This is a genomic window from Enterobacter sp. FUJ80071, from assembly GCF_038739915.1.
In the GTDB taxonomy this organism is placed as follows: domain Bacteria; phylum Pseudomonadota; class Gammaproteobacteria; order Enterobacterales; family Enterobacteriaceae; genus Enterobacter; species Enterobacter kobei.
On the sequence record NZ_JBBXKH010000002.1, the window covers coordinates 109,141 to 126,592 of the forward strand.

Below are 17,452 nucleotides of genomic sequence, written 5' to 3' on the forward strand. Positions count from 1 at the left end.
AAACAGGGAATAACCTCCTGCCAGATCAATAAATCGGGAAAATTTAGCGATTTGACAGAAGGATAACAGAGAGGCTTGCGGAAAGATTTCGCAACGTTACGCGTGTGGCCGGCAAGAACCGCCAGCGCGTCGCTGTTCTCAATAGTGATGTATTTGCCTTTCACCGCCAGCATGCCGCTTTTCTGGAAACGACCCAGCAGGCGGCTGATGGTTTCAACCGTCAGACCGAGGTAGTTACCGATGTCGCCACGGGTCATGGTCAGGCGGAATTCACGAGGCGAGAATCCACGCTGGGCGAAGCGACGAGACAGATTGTAGATAAAGGCCGCCAGGCGCTCTTCAGCGTTTTTCTTCGACAGCAACAGGATCATATCCTGGTCGCCTTTGATTTCGCCACTCATCAGACGCATCATCTGCTGACGCAGGTTCGGCATCTTGCCGGACAGGTCATCAAGGGTTTCGAAAGGAATTTCGCATACCATCGAGGTTTCCAGCGCCTGAGCAAAGCTCGGGTGATGGCCGCTGCCAATGGCGTCAAAACCTACCAGGTCACCCGCCAGATGGAAACCGGTAATTTGCTCATCGCCTTGTTCGGTAATGGTATAGCTTTTTATCGTTCCGGAGCGGATAGCGTAGAGTGATTTAAGCTCATCACCTGCTTTAAAGAGCGTCTGCCCTTTTTGGATAGGCTTTTTGCGCTCGATGATGTTATCGAGCTGGTCAAGCTCATGCTCGTTAAGTGTGAACGGGATGCAAAGCTGGCTGATGCTGCAATCCTGGCAATGGATAGCACAACCGCCAGACTGAATGCGCCGTATAATTCGCTTTTCCGGGATCATAGGTCTGCTCAAGCCGTAATTGATATTTGTCAATTTTAACATCTTTTTGGTGAGCACGTAAGCCTGAGCTACTCCCAATAGAGAATAATTCAGGCATAACTGGAGCGAATGTTTGTATCTGCTTGATTAGCCACACTTAATCTGGGGTCGCATTATGCGGAAGTGTGATGAATAAGGCATTAATTGCCTGGAATCTAGAGTAGCAAATAACCTTCGTGGCGCAATAACCACTCTTTTCGTTGTACACCGCCGGCATATCCGGTCATGGTGCCGTTACGTCCAATGACGCGATGACAGGGGACCACAATGCTTACTGGATTGGAGCCATTAGCTGCGCCGACGGCTCTTGCAGCGCCGGGGCGCCCCAACTGTTCGGCCAACTGACCATAATGCATGACCTGCCCGCAGGGGATAGTGCGTAATGCTTGCCAGACTTCACGCTGGAAAGGCGTCCCAGCGGTTGCCGTTTCCAGCGTGTCAATTATGCTGAGGTTTCCGGCAAAATACTCAGAGAGTTTGTCGCTTAATCCACCAGGATTTTTGGCGGTAATGCGCTGATAACCTTCTGTACGGTAATGAATATCAAGCAATTGTTCCATGCGATCGCTGTGCTGATCCCATTCCACTGCGCGCAGGCGAAATTGCTCATCACAAATAACCCACAGCGGGCCCAGCGGCGTGTCGATGGTGTCTTCCAGTAAGTTAAGCATCCGTTTCTCTCATTACAGCATTCAGGCGAGGCTAAACATTATCACGCCAGTGACCGTCGCAGCTATACCCCTAAAAACGGATATCAATTTGTCGTGAGTAGGTCGGTTCAGCGCGGAGGGTCCGGTTAATTATTGGAAATAACCGTAAACCGTTACCGGTATAGTTGTCGGTATAATAGTGCGCGGTTATGATAATGCTCGTCGCAATACGCTGGAGGATGAAACATGAACCTTGATGATGCATCGCTGTTTCTTGACGCTATGGGGGATGTTCAACCGCTGAAAAAACATGCCGATGTGCACTGGCAGCCCATGCGCAATCTTCGCACTCCGGCGCGTATTGATACGCTTCAACTGGATAATTTTCTCTCGACGGGATTTCTCGATATTGTCCCGTTGAATGTGCCGCTCGAGTTTCGTCGCGAAGGTTTACAGAACGGCGTGACTGACAAGCTGCGAAACGGAAAATACCCGCAGCAGGCGAGCCTTAATCTTATTCGCCAACCTGTTGAAACATGTCGCCAGATGCTCTTTAGCTTTATTCTGCAGGCGCAGCAGGAAGGGTTGCGTAACGTGTTGGTGATACACGGCAAGGGACGTGACGATAACTCCCATGCCAATATTGTTCGCAGCTACGTGGCGCGCTGGTTGACGGAATTTGACGACGTGCAAGCATACTGCGCCGCACTGCCGCATCACGGCGGCAGCGGGGCATGTTATGTGGCATTGCGTAAAACCGCACAGGCAAAACAGGACAACTGGGAGCGTCACGCTAAACGCAGTCGCTGAACGACGTAAACATCAGGCGGCCAGCACTCTGTTCCTGCCTTCGTTCTTGGCTTTGTACAACGCGTCGTCAACGCGTTTGAATAACTCATCGATGCTTTCATTTGTTTCGTGCCGAGCTACGCCAATGCTGACGGTAAAGCGGGGAAGGCCAGGGAGAGTCACTTTGGCCACTGTCGCCCGTATCACTTCTGCGAGATTGAGGGCAATATCTAACGAGGTTCGCGGCAGCAGCAGCACAAATTCTTCACCTCCCCAGCGAAAAATCAGATCGTCCTTTCTTGCACAGGATTCAAGTGTGCGGGCCAGAGCGCAAAGTACCTCATCACCTTTTAAATGACCAAAAAGATCGTTAATGCTTTTAAAGCGATCGGTGTCGATCAACAGCAGGCTGTAATCCTGTGTCAATGACATCGCGTGGGTCTGTTCCGGCTCGGTTACCTGATAAAAATGTCGGCGGTTAAGCAATCCCGTTAAGGCGTCACGCAGGGCCGCACGCTCAAGCTCCTGTTCCAGCCGTTTTTGCTCGGTAATATCATGAATAATGCACAACATGAGCTTATTACCGTAGATTTCGATTGGCCCGGCGTAGGTTTGTACGTGCCGGGATGTGCCGTCTGCCAGTTTATGCACAAAATGCAAAGGCTTATGGCCACCGGGAAGATGGGCGATTTCATGCATCACCGGGAGTATATGACGGCCCAGCGTATTGATTTCCCATGTATGTTTCTGGCACATCGTATCATGGCTATAGCCATAAAAATTTAGCGCACTGAGATTTGCATCAACGATCAGCCCATCACGGGACGGATCGATAAGCAACATTGGGGCCGAGTTGGTCTGGAAAAAACGCGCGTAAAATCCCTGTTTTTTTCGCTGATAATTCGCTGAACGACTCGCTTTCAGACCTTGCGAAGTCGGTGTTTCAATGCCTTCGAAAAGAATGACGTCACCTGATTCCGGCAGAAAGCGGATGGACAGGCGGCTGGCCATCGCGACGTCTTCACCTTCGCGGCAAACCGTAAGGATTTCTACAATGTCGTGATGATTTCTCAAATCGCTGAGATACATGGTTAAATCATTCTGGGCATGAGTTGAAAATATGCCCTTGCGGAGTAGAGAAAAGCAGGGGGCCTGCATCAGTTCCCGTGCAACGGTATTAGCGAACACCAGTTCTTCGGTATGCGGCGAAACAATCCACACCGGCAGGGTTAATAAATCCAGTGAATGCAGCTCGGTTGTGCTCATCGATAATCCCGTTATCTTTATCTGCTGTGTTGCCCGTTTAATGGCATCTGTTTTTTATATTACAGTCTCATAATGTTATTGATTGTTGAGGAGACAAAGACTGTACGATTCGCTGCTGCTTAATGTTGCTTTCCGTTGGAATCAATTCATGGATCTGATGCGCAGGCAACGGTTTTGCAAACAAGAAACCTTGCAGCACACCACATCCCATCTGGGTCAGGAGTATTTCCTGCTCCTGGGTCTCTATTCCTTCAGCCACCACTTGCATATTCATGGAGTGGGCTATGTCAATAATAGTAGACACAATCTTTGTATTTTTGCTGTTCTCGCTGATATCTTTAACAAATACTCTGTCAATTTTTAATTCCCGTGCCGGAAGAGACTTCAACATCAATATATTTGAATAACCGGTACCGAAATCATCAATAGAAACGGTGATCCCTAAAGCTGAAAATGCATTTAAGACTTCAGCGCTACGTTTTAAATTTTTAAGTGCTGTACTTTCAGTCAATTCCAGCGTGAGATATGCAGGTGATAGTTGATATTGTGCAAGGGCGCTACAAACCACATCAACGATGTCATGTTGTTCAAACTGGGAAGGGGAAAGATTAACGGCGAGGGTCCATTCCGCATGGCCCTGTAACTTCCATTGATGTAACTGCTGGCATGCCTGCTGGATAACCCATTTCCCGACCGGAATGATAAGCCCTGTTTCTTCCAGCGCAGGCAGAAACTCTGCGGGTAACAGCATGCCGCGTTCCGGGTGATGCCAGCGTAATAACGCTTCAAAACCGGTCAGGGAATGATCTCCGGCGGTGTATTTGGGTTGGTACCAAAGCTCAAATTGATCGTGTTCCAGAGCTTGTGACAGTTCCTGTAAAAATGTCGGCGGTGTATCGGCGATAGCTTCCATTTCCGGGCTATAAATAGCCCAACCGTTTCTGCCAGCCTGTTTGACATGATACATCGCCATATCAGCTTTTACTTTTAACTCATGCAACGTGGAACCATGCTCAGGATAAATACTGCTTCCCGCACTTAACGAAACCCGAATGGTGTACCCAAAAAGCGTGAAAGGATCGCCAATCGCAGCGGCAATCCGGGTCAGCAGAGCGGTGATATCCTCTTTATTGCAGTCAGGAACCAGAAGAATAAACTCATCTCCCCCCAGCCTCGCCAGCGTCATGGTGTCATCAAGGCAGCTGTAGATTCGTTGCGTACTGGCGATCAGCAACTGATCGCCGATGTGATGTCCCCAGGTATCGTTAACGACTTTGAAGCGATCGAGGTCGATGAATACCAGAGCAAATTGATGCTGATCCAGTTTGGAATGCTGCAGACAGGCCTGTAAGCAGGCATCAATCTGTGTGCGATTGGCAAGTCCGGTCAGTGCGTCGAAGTGGACCTGATGCTCAAGCTGGCAATTAAGTTGATGTAAGTTGTCTGCCAGCCGGGAGGTACGCAGTTGCGAATCCACCATCGACACCACCAGCATGATACCCAAAATAACCAGCGTGACGGCGCAGACCCAGACAGAGAGTTCCAGTGTGCTGAGCCCATTGTGTACAGAGTGTCCAAAATGGGTGAATGTTGCCGCTCCCATCCCGGTGTAATGCATAGAGGCAATCGCCAGCGCCATAATAAGGGCGGCGACAAGCCGATTGATCAGGGCTCGACGGGTATTTTGGCGTAAATGAAACGCCAGCCACAAACCCACACCAGATGCAACGATGGCAATCATCACTGAGAGCAGTATCAGCGAATGACTCCATAGGATGGCAACATGCTCAATGATGGCATACATGCCAACGTAGTGCATGGTGACGACACCGGCGCTTAATATTCCTGTGGCTACGACTAATCGTTTTGTTGAAAGCGTATTACCGGAAATGGCGATATTAATAGCGAGAGTTGCAGAAATGAGCGCAATAAAGAAAGAAAATGCCGTGAGCGAAAAATGGTAATTGATCGGCATACTCATCTTCATGGCCAGCATACCGATAAAATGCATTGACCAAATACCCATCCCTAGCGTAGCCCCGCCAGACAGCCGCCAGAAGGTAGATTCTCGTCGGTTGGAGATTGCCACCTTGCCCGCACTATCGAGAGCAATAAAAGAGGCAATAAACGCGACAACAAAGGAAATCCCAATCAATACAGGGTCCCACGACACGTTCAACATCATACTACCTATCGAAAAAAAGCCGTGGTAATAAATCTAGCAGGTTTTGTCCAGTTAACATGATAACACCGGGAATGTTCTTATGTTTTTACACTGGTATTAGAGGAAACAGGAAAATAGTGAAAATAACGAGTCATTACTTATATAAACATTCACCAAATTTATAGTTCTGTGCGTTTTATGCTCTCCATGTGCTTGTCATCACAATAACCTGATGCCTGGCGCCATTACAGCCATTTGATGGAATAAAACACTGAACTAACAGAAATAAAAGGTGCAATTTCTTGCCTTAAGTAAAAGGATTGCAGGCTCTCATTGAAAATTCAGCTTTCGTCGCAGAGCAATGGCATTCTGCATTGCAGGTGCTATAAAAAATAATATCTACATGATTTCTTTGTGCACAGGACTAAAATGTTAAATGATATTAGCGTCAGAACCTTCATTATTTTATTTCTGCTCATTTCGGCGATTGCTCTCAATATTGTTGAGATGATTTTCTCGGCCACGTCGGAAATTATAATTGGTACGAATGTGGTAAGTCTTATTTCTATATTATGCTTATGGTGGTATATGACGAAATACCTGGTCATGCCGATCAATACGGTAAAAAGGAGCATTGAGGAAGTGACGTCTGGGAATCTGGCGATCAGTATTCCAGAGTTTGGTAATAATTGTGCAGGTAGACTAATACCGGGCATCAATAGTTTATCGAGTAATATTTCAACACTCGTTAGGTGATGCTGCCAACTTACTGATTTAGTGTATGATGGTGTTTTTGAGGTGCTCCAGTGGCTTCTGTTTCTATCAGCTGTCCCTCCTGTTCAGCTACTGACGGGGTGGTGCGTAACGGCAAAAGCACTGCCGGACATCAGCGCTATCTCTGCTCTCACTGCCGTAAAACATGGCAACTGCAGTTCACTTACACCGCTTCTCAACCCGGTACGCACCAGAAAATCATTGATATGGCCATGAATGGCGTTGGATGCCGGGCAACCGCCCGCATTATGGGCGTTGGCCTCAACACGATTTTCCGCCATTTAAAAAACTCAGGCCGCAGTCGGTAACCTCGCGCATACAGCCGGGCAGTGACGTCATCGTCTGCGCGGAAATGGACGAACAGTGGGGATACGTCGGGGCTAAATCGCGCCAGCGCTGGCTGTTTTACGCGTATGACAGGCTCCGGAAGACGGTTGTTGCGCACGTATTCGGTGAACGCACGATGGCGACGCTGGGGCGTCTTATGAGCCTGCTGTCACCCTTTGACGTGGTGATATGGATGACGGATGGCTGGCCGCTGTATGAATCCCGCCTGAAGGGAAAGCTGCACGTAATCAGCAAGCGATATACGCAGCGAATTGAGCGGCATAACCTGAATCTGAGGCAGCACCTGGCACGGCTGGGACGGAAGTCGCTGTCGTTCTCAAAATCGGTGGAGCTGCATGACAAAGTCATCGGGCATTATCTGAACATAAAACACTATCAATAAGTTGGAGTCATTACCCATGGCAACATTCTGGAGTTCATTATGAGTGTTAAAGTCGGTTCTCCAGATCCCATACGAATTTTTACTCCTGGTAACTGCTGTGGTTTAGCGCTTTTACTTTCGGCCTTATCGAAGAAATGGACGGTAGGCTTGCATCAATACTGGATCGACAACAATCTGACGTCCTGCTGAAACCTCATAAATCATGCCTACTAAAGTCACGTGCAAAAAAACGTTGTAGCATGATATGTTTAAAGTCAAAACAGTGGGTTCTATGTTTTGACGGCAAACATGATATAACTAATACTTCATAAGTAGATATCAATAGTCATAATGGAGTGAACTATGAAATTAAAAAATATTCTGCTGTGTGCGATGATGTCAGTCGCTTTTGGCTCCTCTGCTAATACTACACATAAAGTTGAAAACGAACCTATCCCAAACATTATTCTTGATGGTAAGGTTGATGATATTTGTAAAGATGCAAGCATCCGAACTGAACTTAATCATGATAAAGCAAAGGAACTGGTAACCACCAACCTGAAGCAGGCATTACCATTAAATACGGTACCGGATAAGTTGGATGAAGTTGCAGAAGCCTTTGTAAACCGCGACAAAGGCGCTTCAGAAACAGCAGACCATTGCCTTGTTAATGTACGTAATAAATACTGGGAAATGTATCCCTCTGAAGATAAGTAGCATTTATTATTAAAGGCTTCACTTAAGAAGCCTTTTTTAACCCTTTGCGAAACCTGCTTTAAAAGCAATGCGCTATTCATATCTAAGAATCTATTTAATTAATGAATAATAGTGGACGGATTCATTTCTAGTGAATGCCGAAGTTGGTGTTTTTTGAGTTATTAGACGGTAAGTGCAATCTGGTATGATTCACCTAACATACGAATCTGGAAGGAAAGGTATATGGGTGACCTGGTCAGCAAAAATAACATTGACCGTTTAGAGCGATTTCATTCTTTGCTGGCGGGTCAGTACTGGACGTCCACTGACAGCATCCCTGAAGAGGGTATTGTGGCAGGGGATACGCTGCTCATTACGTCTTTGCGTTACGTTGAAGATAAGCTGCACACAGTGATTCTACGCGCCCATCCCCGCGTTTACGGTCAGACTGTAGCTATTGTCACTGAAGACAGCAGCGGCAACCGTAGGGAACGTGGCAAAGAAATGCGAGAGCATCGCTTCCTGGTTAAGGATTTTCTGTCCAGTTTTGTATTTGAACCCGACCATAAGGTAATCCGGGATGCTGAACTCAGACAAGCTCAGGAAGAAGTGAATAGCCTACAGGCATCGCTTACAGCCCTCGTGAGCGATGCTCAGGGGTTCCGTGACCTTGCGATTGAGCAATTAGGTACAGATGACCGTGAAAACCCTGTGACGGGCCTTAGCGTTGCGTTAGTGCCCCCACAAGAGCAGCAGGCGGTAACCTCACTGGCGATTGGATCAGTTCAAAATGCTCTGTCCTCTGGTATTTCAGATACCCGCATTGAACAAATCAGAGAAGCGGCCTTAAAAGAAGGGCAGATCAGCACAGCCATCAGCAAAATCATCACACAACGAACGCAGGCAATCGCTAATGCCAGCAAAAGAATGCTGCCCTATTTCGAGGAAGTTGCAGCGGCAAGTCTGGCCACTACAGAAGAAGCCATGGAATATGTGAAGAAAATCCACGATGGCGTTGGCAGTCTGGAACTGTATACCGGCAAAGACGTTGAGGTAGTGAATATCGTGAAGGGTGAATCCGCTCCATCACACCTCCCGCTCCAGGTCGTTCAGGCAAAGCTGATGGTGGATGAAGAGCTGGCCGTATGGTGCGATCTCGATAGCTGGTTCGACTTCTCTGATATGGAAAAATTTCATGAAACTTTACGAACCAGCCCCGGGCTGGTGGAGCAGATTTTTCCGTCCGAACGTTCCATCGTATGTATGGCCACAACACGACGTTATATCGATTACCGCGATCCCTGGGAAAATCATGTCCGCAATGACAGGAACCGGGTTGTATTCCTTCTGGTCCGGGACGGTCAAAATATTCATCAGGTTTACTCTTCGGTAGAAAGCCATCTTGGGGCTTCGCAGCTATTCCCTTCCGCCAGCGAACAGGAAGCACATTTCCAGGGGATTGATGGCAGCACCATAAAGTTTGAGGACGTCAGTTATACCGACCGACTGAAGCAGCATGATCTTATGGCACTTCACTACCGTCGTTTCCTGATCCTTATCTGCGGCCTCGATCACCGGCTCAAACTATTTGGTGATTTCTATGATACCAATACCCCTTACAGTTTTCTGAGCCTTGAGTTCCAGGAACGGTACTTCCAATTTCTGCACGACAAAGACGGTTCTGGCCTTTTGGGTATGGCTGAGACACGGCCGTCTCTGCAAAGTTATCTTGAACAGGCAAACTCATGCCTTCAGTCCGGATCCCGGGTAATGTGCAACTGGGATTCGTTGATGAACCCAGTGACAGCACCAGGAGCAGTTCAGGAAGACAACAGCTACTCTGGCTATAAATGGCTTGGGAGAACCCATAAAAACTATGAGCCGGTTATTGCATTCCGTCAGGGAGACGATATCTGTGTCAACGCAACAGTAAACAGATACTCAACGGATCGAGATTTCAATTGTAAGGTGAATTTGTCTTTATTTAAGGAGTCCAGCAGGAATGATGCTGAACTGGGTTTCCTGTGCATGGATACCATTAAAGCGGAGGAGCTCGAATGGTACATTCACAGACGTAAATTCAGGTCTAATCACCTGTTTTACATTCGCTTCTTCAAGATGGCTTTAAATTATATTCGTGCCGAGCGTGAGGCAGAAGAACCTTACCGGCAGATGCTGAGCCAGGCTCTGGCCGATGGAAATATTGGCCAGCCTAATCTGAGATCAGAGTTGATAGATCGATGCATTGTAGCCTGGCGAGCTGATAACAGGGGGGCGACGCTGGAAGCTGCCATGAGTACAGAGAAGGGCTCCAAAGAGCTCCTGAACCAGCTCTATATGCTCGCTGATGTGGGGCTCAAACATCTTCCCGGGGTTCGTAATTTTATTAGCAGCAAAGGCTATGAGCTGGTCAGGTTATCGGTAAATGCTTCAGGGAAACTTGTTGCATATGCCGCACCAGCAAATTTTGAATGCGACAACCGGATGGAAGGGCATGCCTGGGTTCATCGAATGGTACTTGCTACATCCCGAAATGTCTTAAACGTCACTCATCAACGTTTTGCGAAAATGAAACACTTCTTACCAGCTGAAAACACCCTGTTCGAAGATGAACAGCTGGTGGCCACATGGTCGGGCAAAAAGACTGCTTTCAAAAGCTTCGAAGAGAAGCAGCGTTATTTTGATACATGCTCCCGTGGCGCTCAGGCTCTTAAGCAGTTTTTAAAGCTGAACGATCCGGTGATTTACACCAATCTGCTTGGCCAGTGGATTGAGGCCTATGAAAGTATCAATGAAACCAGTGAGTACGTACAGCAAGTAAGCCTAATGGCTCCTGTTGCGGTCAAGAGCGAAAAAGGTAAAGCCAGCCTCATCTATATTGGCACTAAAGACCTGGCCGACTGGTTTTATCAGAAAGCGCCGACACCCGAGTTGCAGGCGCTGTTCCTTGAGGAATACCTGTCCAAATTTGAAAATAAAGAGGTCAATAAAGAAAAGCTACTTTCACGCAGAAATACCGCTCTGTCTCTCAGTTTTTACACCATGGACAACGGGGAAGTACCAGATGAAATCCTCGTCACCAAATCAGTTGATAATGCCAGACGGTGGTATTCAGGAATGTTCACAAGCATGCCAACGATGTTAAATGACCAGTGGTCCTGCCATGTTGCGCATTTTTCCCGTAACGGAAAACTCTATTTGACGCCTGATCTGGTCACTGATGAAGGGGAACCTGGTTTTGATGAAATACTCGGGTATCCGCGCCCGGAGGGGCTGGTACCGGTAACCGTGTGTGAGTTTGAAATTGACCACTTTAACCGACGTGGCATTGATGCGAATGGTGATAAGGTGAATATTACACAGTGGGTCGATATTTATCAGGGTGAGCGTGAGGTTACGGAACTGCTGGGGCCTATTTCTGAAGAAGGGGTGAACATCAAAACCTACAGGATGGACACTCTTGAGCAGGCGATGAAAAACATCTCCCGGGGCTCGACGCGCCTCAGACCGTCAACGGAGAATAGCGAGTGGCAACAGCCAGCAGAAGGTGTGAGCCGCTATGTACTTCGGTCATGGTAAAACGCGGGGGCAGGTGCCATCAAAACATCAAACAAAAAGCCATTACAGGCTCAAAGACCCCTTATCGCTCAAATTTGAAAGAGATAAGGCTTTATGATGGCAACGAGGATTATCACCCATCTCGCCGGAGTAACTGGCATAAAAATTGTTTAATCTTTATGCCAGCCCTTCGGCATTTGCTGGCAAGGAGACAGTGTTGAAAGACCATATCGTACCCCCACGAAAAACTAGCGCGAGTTTATCTTATCAACTCAAACGTATTGGGCGCATGCTCCTTCTTTTACTGAGCTTGGCTTTTATAGTTTACGGATTCGTACTGGCTTTCCATCCGCCGCTAACAACCTGGCTACTTCAACCCGGTGGACACTTTGCCCCAGATGACCGATTCATACTGGTTAGTGTTAAGGTTCAGTTTACAACCGGAATAATGGGGCTAATTGTTTGGCGCTTATGGTAAAAGTGGCAAGCAATGATGGGAGAAGGATAACGTTGCTCAGCTCAATCCGGTTTACTGATTGCTTAAATAGAAGGCAGTCATGCCTACATCAGAAAGGAGAAGCATAGATGGTAGAAGCACGTTATCAAGGCAAGCCTGTTAGCAGTCTTCCTGAAGAAGCTTTTGCTGAAGGGTTATCGCGATCCGGTTTAAGCCCCGTTCTGCTACTGGCATCCCCGACCACAGTACCCGTTACCACGGATGAGCGCTGGTGGCTCGCAAAGGAAAACGTGTCAGGACATTACGGCAGGATTTTTTATGCTGCGGTGCGGGAGTTGGTCATAAGGTCGGATATCATCTCAGTAGTGAGAAGTATTGCAGATGAGAATTTCACGTCCGAACATATGGGGTACTTCGAGCGACTTACCTCTGATGAAAAAGAAGTCGTGTTTAGTGATTACCTGCGCACTCTCGCTGAAGGCGGTCTTACCTGCACTGAGAAGAATCTCGTCAAACTGACGCAAGATTTATACCCGATTGATGCAACTCCTGACAACATTAGAAAGCTATCCACGGACAGGGATGCACTGAACGAACTACACATCGATGGTATGGTACTTTTTATTACCGGCCCTGCGCTTTGATTATGGAGATAATACATGCGGTGTTATCCCTGTTAAGGGTTAAGGTAACATTCTTCTAGAATTACAGAAAAATAGAGGTCTAACATGATAGTAAATAAAAACAGGTTTATGCATAAAAACGGGAAAAGGTTTAAGTCCATCGGAAGGTATTTAAGATTTTGGCAAGCAGTAGCGTCCTCTGGTTTACCCATGGACATGGTAATACGGGAAAAACCATATCAACTTATGGTCGCTTTGATTGCTTTATATACGGCCATCCCTGTTGTTACAATAGTAATTTTATCTGGTCAGCAATCGCATAAGTTGGAACTAATTGCTGTGCATTTCAGTACAATTATCACGATGGTGTTTGTTTTGCGTCGAAAGATGGGGAAACGTTGGCTGGATTTATTTGAAGAAAAATTAGCCATTTATAAACCTAATGATAAACTCGCGCTTAGCGAATTACACGAAAGCATACGTGAGAAAAATGGGCTAGACTTGCAGGATTTACAAGATTGGTACTGGAAAGAGAAGATGACATATGAGTATCACAAAGAACGTAAAACAACTATAAGCTATCAAAAATTCAAGTAGCGTTTTAAAATGACAGGGGAGGGCTATTGTGATTTATTAAGTCGGCAAGGTTATTAGGTAGGGGTGTTCAATATGATAAATTCTTCGAGTGAGGTTATTTCAAGAGTTGTTCTGGGCCTTTGAGATAGCTAATTATCATTACAGACTTTATCGAAAGGTATGAATTATGAACATTACCGACAAAGAACTTAGCTCAAATACAGTGAGACAGTATGGATGGAACTTAGGAGAGTTCAATCACTCAACGCCTTTTACATCTCATTTTATTTATATCACCGACTATCATAAAGATAATACATGGATGATTTCACTTTCGCAGGAGGATTTTAATACAACCAAAATTTTAACATCGTTAAGTCTAGGGAAGGTGCGAACAAGTTCCTGATATGAGATCATCATATTCATCCGGAGCGCATCCCAGAGGGACATCATGAGCCATTAACTCACCTTCGCCGATAGTGAATTCAGCACTAAGCGCCGTCAGACCCGAAAAGAGATTTTCCTCTCCCGCATGGAGCAGATTCTGCCATGGCAGAATATGACCGCTGTCATCGAGCCGTTTTATCCCAAGGCGGGCAATGGCCGACGGCCCTATCCGCTGGAGACCATGCTGCGTATTCACTGCATGCAGCATTGGTACAACCTGAGCGACGGTGCCATGGAAGATGCCCTGTACGAAATCGCCTCCATGCGCCTGTTTGCCCGATTATCCCTGGATAGCGCCCTGCCGGATCGCACCACCATCATGAATTTCCGCCACCTGCTCGAGCAGCATCAACTGGCCCGTCAATTGTTCAAGACCATCAATCGCTGGCTGGCCGAAGCAGGCGTCATGATGACCCAAGGCACTTTGGTGGATGCCACCATCATTGAGGCACCCAGCTCTACCAAGAACAAAGAGCAGCAACGCGATCCGGAGATGCATCAGACCAAGAAAGGCAATCAGTGGCACTTTGGCGTGAAGGCCCACATTGGTGTCGATGCCAAGAGTGGCCTGACCCACAGCCTAGTCACCACCGCGGCCAACGAGCATGACCTCAATCAGCTGGGTAATCTGCTTCATGGAGAGGAGCAATTTGTCTCAGCCGATGCCGGCTACCAAGGAGCGCCACAGCGCGAGGAGCTGGCCGAGGTGGATGTGGACTGGCTGATCGCCGAGCGTCCCGGCAAGGTAAAAACCTTGAAGCAGCATCCGCGCAAGAACAAAACGGCCATCAACATCGAATACATGAAAGCCAGCATCCGTGCCAAGGTGGAGCACCCGTTTCGCATCATCAAGCGGCAGTTCGGCTTCGTGAAAGCCAGATACAAGGGGCTGCTGAAAAACGATAACCAACTGGCGATGTTATTCACCCTGGCCAACCTGTTTCGGGTGGACCAAATGATACGTCAGTGGGAGAGATCTCAGTAAAAACCGGAAATAACGCCAGAAATGGTGGAAAAAATAGCCTAAATAGGCTGATTCGATGTGTTTGCGGGAAAAAAATCGGCCCAGATCCGCGAAATTTTAATCAGCGAGTCAGCTTGGGAAGAAATGACCTGCTTATTCGCACCTTCCCTAGATGCCTGTGTATCCATGCTCGGAAAGATACTAAAAAAAATGTCTAACAAAAACGGTATCTCACAAACGGAAGAATCTGAATTCGCATTTCTTTTAACAAACTATATTAAACAGACTTTGACTTTTAGAGAATGGCAACGCAATGCTGACGGAAATCAACGACTGCACTTTCTTATTAATATCTACGGTGCAAAAGAAGACGGTGGCGAAGTGGTTTTAAGACCATTTATTGTAAATCCTGATGAATTAATGCTTACTCCAGCGGATGTCGTTGAATTTAATTCGCAGGTTATCAACGTTGATCGGCAGCGTCATCCTGAGTGGTTCCGTTAACTGGTCACAAGGGTTAAGAGCCTGAAAGGCTGCGATAGTGTATACGCAGCCTATTCTGTATAGCCGTCGCGTAATAATTGTTCTAAATGACTATCGACCGTTTCCTGATCACCAGGAATATATCGTGGCCATCCTGTTATATCGTTGACGCGTTTCACTATGTATGGATGAAACCCAAACTGCTCGGAAGTGATGTCAATATAATATTGCACTTCTTCGAAGTTCAATTCACACCAATAATGGCCAAAGCCACCACTCTCTGTAAATATACCGCCATCATCTGCACCGTTACCCCCACGAACAACAGCATCTAGACCTTTAGTTTTTGCTAAATAACATACAAGATAGCTTGCAAAAAGGCATGTGCCTTTCGTCTTCTTTGTGCCGCACTCCGTCAAAACTGAAAGTAGCTTTTCATGCGCCACTCGTGCAATGCCTGATACCAATTCCGGGGACATGTCTGCTCCAATGAAATTATTAGATCGACTTAAACAGGTAATATGTAATTAGGCATTACGATAAGTCGTGCCCTATTGGTTGGTACATCGTAAGAAAAGTAACTTTTCTAATCCCAGCCTGCACTCCGGGAATGCTTCTAACCTGAATAAATCACGGGGGCAGTGCTGGATACTTGTCAACTGTATTTGGATTCACAGGCTAACTATTTTTATACAGTTTAAGTGAATAAAACTTACTTAAAGCAGCGAACCACGCCGAAAGTGTAATGAGGAATACCGCCAATTCATCAGAACCATTTTTGATAGCACTGAGTAGAGCGATTAGTCCAAGGAACACCGAAAGAAAGACTAGTATTGCGGGTAAAAGTTTATACATGATAGACGTTCCTTTTAAAGGTTCAGATAGGTAGACCAACGCAGATAACGTCGGAATTGCCTGTTGTAAGATTACGCTCATTTAATTATTTTTATAACCTATGAATCCGCGTATAATTTCATTTGTAGTAATCTTCGTAATATATATCTGATAGACATTGATCTTTTTAATGTCTTGTTGACTCACAACACCATATAAGCAACTCTTAGATTGGTTTAACACAGCGCTTCCACTAACTCCATTTTGATAAAAAGCAGTCAAACCATCAGAACCAACTATTCCTTTATAATAGTAGGTTGAGTCGGGGGAAGCATACGTATTTGAAAGCGTATTATACATTCCCGATAGAACCCAAACAGACTCACCTGGAGCTAGAACATTATCACATACTGGAAGCTTCCAATTAGGTGGGGCTTTGACAATAGTATTTTTTTCTACTTTTAAAAGAGCGAGGTCCCGGTTCTTAGGATCATCAATATTGATAACTGTTGCTGGTTGGCTCCCATTCCTTGTTATTATACTTAGACTATAATCCTTGCTTGCATCAAGCCATAAATGTGAAGCTGTAAGAATATGTTGTTCATCGATCCAAGTACCTGAGCCGGAGATTGTCTTATTTCCAGACTTGATTTGAATTTTTACAGCTGAGTCCGAAAGCTCAAAATCATTGTGGTGCATACTTTGTTTATGAGGATTATCGGTGGAACAAGCAGAAATCAGTAAGGCTGAAAGAGCTAAAACCTTTCTATACATAGTCAGTTTCCTTCGAATAAGGCGAGTTTGGTTTCTAGAATATTTTATCCAGCGAGGAATTCTTCTAACGTGCTATCTTGGTACTGGGGATATATCTGCTTCATCATGCCAAAAGCAGCAACCGCTACGCTTTCTAAGTCGGAATAGAATTTAGGCTCCGTATTAAGATCATCACCATTCTTCAGAACGCCCTCGAAGCAGCTATAATCATTTCCGAACTCTTGAACAATAATCCAGCGCCCATCACGGAAACCTACGAGCATAACCGCTGAATTAGGATAGTCGCCAGCAGGCGTTAGCCAATCAAAGTGATAGTGCTTTATCGTATCATATTTCAGATGTACATTCATTATTCCTCCGTTGGCGATTACATTATTTGAGTTTTTTCATGGACTCTAAAGAAGCGAGGTAGGAATTATAGCGATCACCAAATTTTTCTTTCGCACGCTTAACGCGCATTTTCTCCGCGAGCTCAGTCTTGTTTTCTGCCTGGTAGGTCCTATTATTTTGCGTCTTTACTTCGGCCCCTGGGCCTGCTGCGTACGTTTTGTTTTTCTCGCTAATACACGCTCGGCATTTACTCTTGAGGCCAAACTTGCCCTTGAGCTCTTTTCCAAACTGTTCAAAGGGTTTAACTTGCTGACATGATTTGCATTTTTTAAAGCCCGGGGGGAGGTAGGTGTCAGCCATGAGCTGCTCCAGTAGGTATTGATTATAGGTGATTTTAACTTAAAGACGACGTCACTTTCAAATAAATCGACTACTTAACGCTGATCTTACATAATCCTGATTATGCGCACTTAAGTTGTA

The 17,452-nt window shown here is 46.3% G+C and carries 16 protein-coding genes and 2 pseudogenes; 10 read left to right on the forward strand and 8 right to left on the reverse strand.

The genetic code is table 11. The features are described 5' to 3' along the window. Nucleotides 1-89: 89 nt before the first annotated feature. A pseudogene (locus AAER43_RS23585) lies at nt 90-839 on the reverse strand (FNR family transcription factor); the annotation flags it as partial. A 194-nt stretch (nt 840-1,033) separates the two neighbouring features. Further along, nucleotides 1,034-1,549: a methylated-DNA--[protein]-cysteine S-methyltransferase gene (ogt, locus tag AAER43_RS23590; RefSeq protein WP_008784895.1), complete on the reverse strand. Its 516-nt coding sequence runs from the start codon at nt 1,547-1,549 to the stop codon at nt 1,034-1,036. 225 nt (nt 1,550-1,774) lie between these two features. On the opposite strand from ogt, the gene smrA reads away from it, so the two are divergent. Further along, nucleotides 1,775-2,338 (forward strand): DNA endonuclease SmrA, encoded by a 564-nt coding sequence (gene smrA, locus AAER43_RS23595; RefSeq protein WP_048216290.1) that lies wholly within the window; start codon nt 1,775-1,777, stop codon nt 2,336-2,338. Nucleotides 2,339-2,350: 12 nt separating this feature from the next. Here smrA and AAER43_RS23600 read toward each other — a convergent pair whose 3' ends face one another. Both AAER43_RS23600 and AAER43_RS23605 read right to left on the reverse strand, forming a co-directional pair. Further along, on the reverse strand, nt 2,351-3,583 hold the full coding sequence (locus tag AAER43_RS23600) for a sensor domain-containing diguanylate cyclase (RefSeq protein ID WP_087878564.1): 1,233 nt from the start codon (nt 3,581-3,583) through the stop codon (nt 2,351-2,353). Nucleotides 3,584-3,650: 67 nt separating this feature from the next. Further along, complete coding sequence (locus AAER43_RS23605) at nt 3,651-5,765, reverse strand: EAL domain-containing protein (protein ID WP_087878565.1); 2,115 nt, start codon at nt 5,763-5,765, stop codon at nt 3,651-3,653. 411 nt (nt 5,766-6,176) lie between these two features. On the opposite strand from AAER43_RS23605, the pseudogene AAER43_RS23610 reads away from it, so the two are divergent. The 9 genes and pseudogenes from AAER43_RS23610 to AAER43_RS23650 all read left to right on the forward strand — a co-directional run. Next, nucleotides 6,177-6,497 (forward strand): annotated as a pseudogene (locus AAER43_RS23610) (methyl-accepting chemotaxis protein); the annotation flags it as partial. Between the two features lie 56 nt (nt 6,498-6,553). Continuing rightward, nucleotides 6,554-7,251 (forward strand): IS1-like element IS1B family transposase gene (locus AAER43_RS23615; protein ID WP_095033700.1). Its coding sequence is split into 2 segments (ribosomal slippage): nt 6,554-6,803 and nt 6,803-7,251, totalling 699 coding nucleotides; the frame shifts between segments, so codons are not numbered across the junction. A 342-nt stretch (nt 7,252-7,593) separates the two neighbouring features. Continuing rightward, a complete protein-coding gene (locus AAER43_RS23620; RefSeq protein WP_000769182.1) occupies nt 7,594-7,947 on the forward strand; it encodes a hypothetical protein in 354 nt (117 codons plus the stop codon). Between the two features lie 222 nt (nt 7,948-8,169). After that, nucleotides 8,170-11,505 (forward strand): hypothetical protein, encoded by a 3,336-nt coding sequence (locus AAER43_RS23625; protein WP_087878579.1) that lies wholly within the window; start codon nt 8,170-8,172, stop codon nt 11,503-11,505. Nucleotides 11,506-12,069: 564 nt separating this feature from the next. Then, on the forward strand, nt 12,070-12,585 hold the full coding sequence (locus AAER43_RS23630) for a hypothetical protein (RefSeq protein WP_000228894.1): 516 nt from the start codon (nt 12,070-12,072) through the stop codon (nt 12,583-12,585). 84 nt (nt 12,586-12,669) lie between these two features. Next, complete coding sequence (locus tag AAER43_RS23635) at nt 12,670-13,161, forward strand: hypothetical protein (RefSeq protein ID WP_000636790.1); 492 nt, start codon at nt 12,670-12,672, stop codon at nt 13,159-13,161. 496 nt (nt 13,162-13,657) lie between these two features. Beyond that, entirely contained in the window at nt 13,658-14,572 is a 915-nt protein-coding gene (locus AAER43_RS23640; protein WP_342702037.1) for an IS5 family transposase, read from the forward strand. Continuing rightward, a complete protein-coding gene (locus AAER43_RS23645; protein WP_122966916.1) occupies nt 14,554-14,769 on the forward strand; it encodes a hypothetical protein in 216 nt (71 codons plus the stop codon). The genes AAER43_RS23640 and AAER43_RS23645 overlap by 19 nt, the downstream gene beginning before the upstream one ends. Beyond that, on the forward strand, nt 14,672-15,055 hold the full coding sequence (locus AAER43_RS23650) for a hypothetical protein (protein ID WP_233144839.1): 384 nt from the start codon (nt 14,672-14,674) through the stop codon (nt 15,053-15,055). Before AAER43_RS23645 ends, AAER43_RS23650 begins: the two co-directional genes overlap by 98 nt. Nucleotides 15,056-15,105: 50 nt before the next feature. Here AAER43_RS23650 and AAER43_RS23655 read toward each other — a convergent pair whose 3' ends face one another. The 4 genes from AAER43_RS23655 to AAER43_RS23670 all read right to left on the reverse strand — a co-directional run bounded on the left by AAER43_RS23655 (nt 15,106) and on the right by AAER43_RS23670 (nt 17,332). Continuing rightward, on the reverse strand, nt 15,106-15,513 hold the full coding sequence (locus tag AAER43_RS23655; protein WP_001371904.1) for a hypothetical protein: 408 nt from the start codon (nt 15,511-15,513) through the stop codon (nt 15,106-15,108). A gap of 457 nt (nt 15,514-15,970) precedes the next feature. Then, nucleotides 15,971-16,642 carry a serine protease gene (locus AAER43_RS23660; RefSeq protein WP_000285959.1) on the reverse strand — a complete coding sequence of 224 codons (672 nt, stop codon included), beginning with the start codon at nt 16,640-16,642 and terminating at the stop codon, nt 15,971-15,973. 44 nt (nt 16,643-16,686) lie between these two features. Further along, nucleotides 16,687-16,992, reverse strand: a complete 306-nt coding sequence (locus AAER43_RS23665) for a hypothetical protein (RefSeq protein WP_001100610.1) — start codon at nt 16,990-16,992, stop codon at nt 16,687-16,689. 22 nt (nt 16,993-17,014) lie between these two features. Beyond that, nucleotides 17,015-17,332: a hypothetical protein gene (locus AAER43_RS23670; RefSeq protein WP_000785965.1), complete on the reverse strand. Its 318-nt coding sequence runs from the start codon at nt 17,330-17,332 to the stop codon at nt 17,015-17,017. Nucleotides 17,333-17,452: the final 120 nt, after the last annotated feature.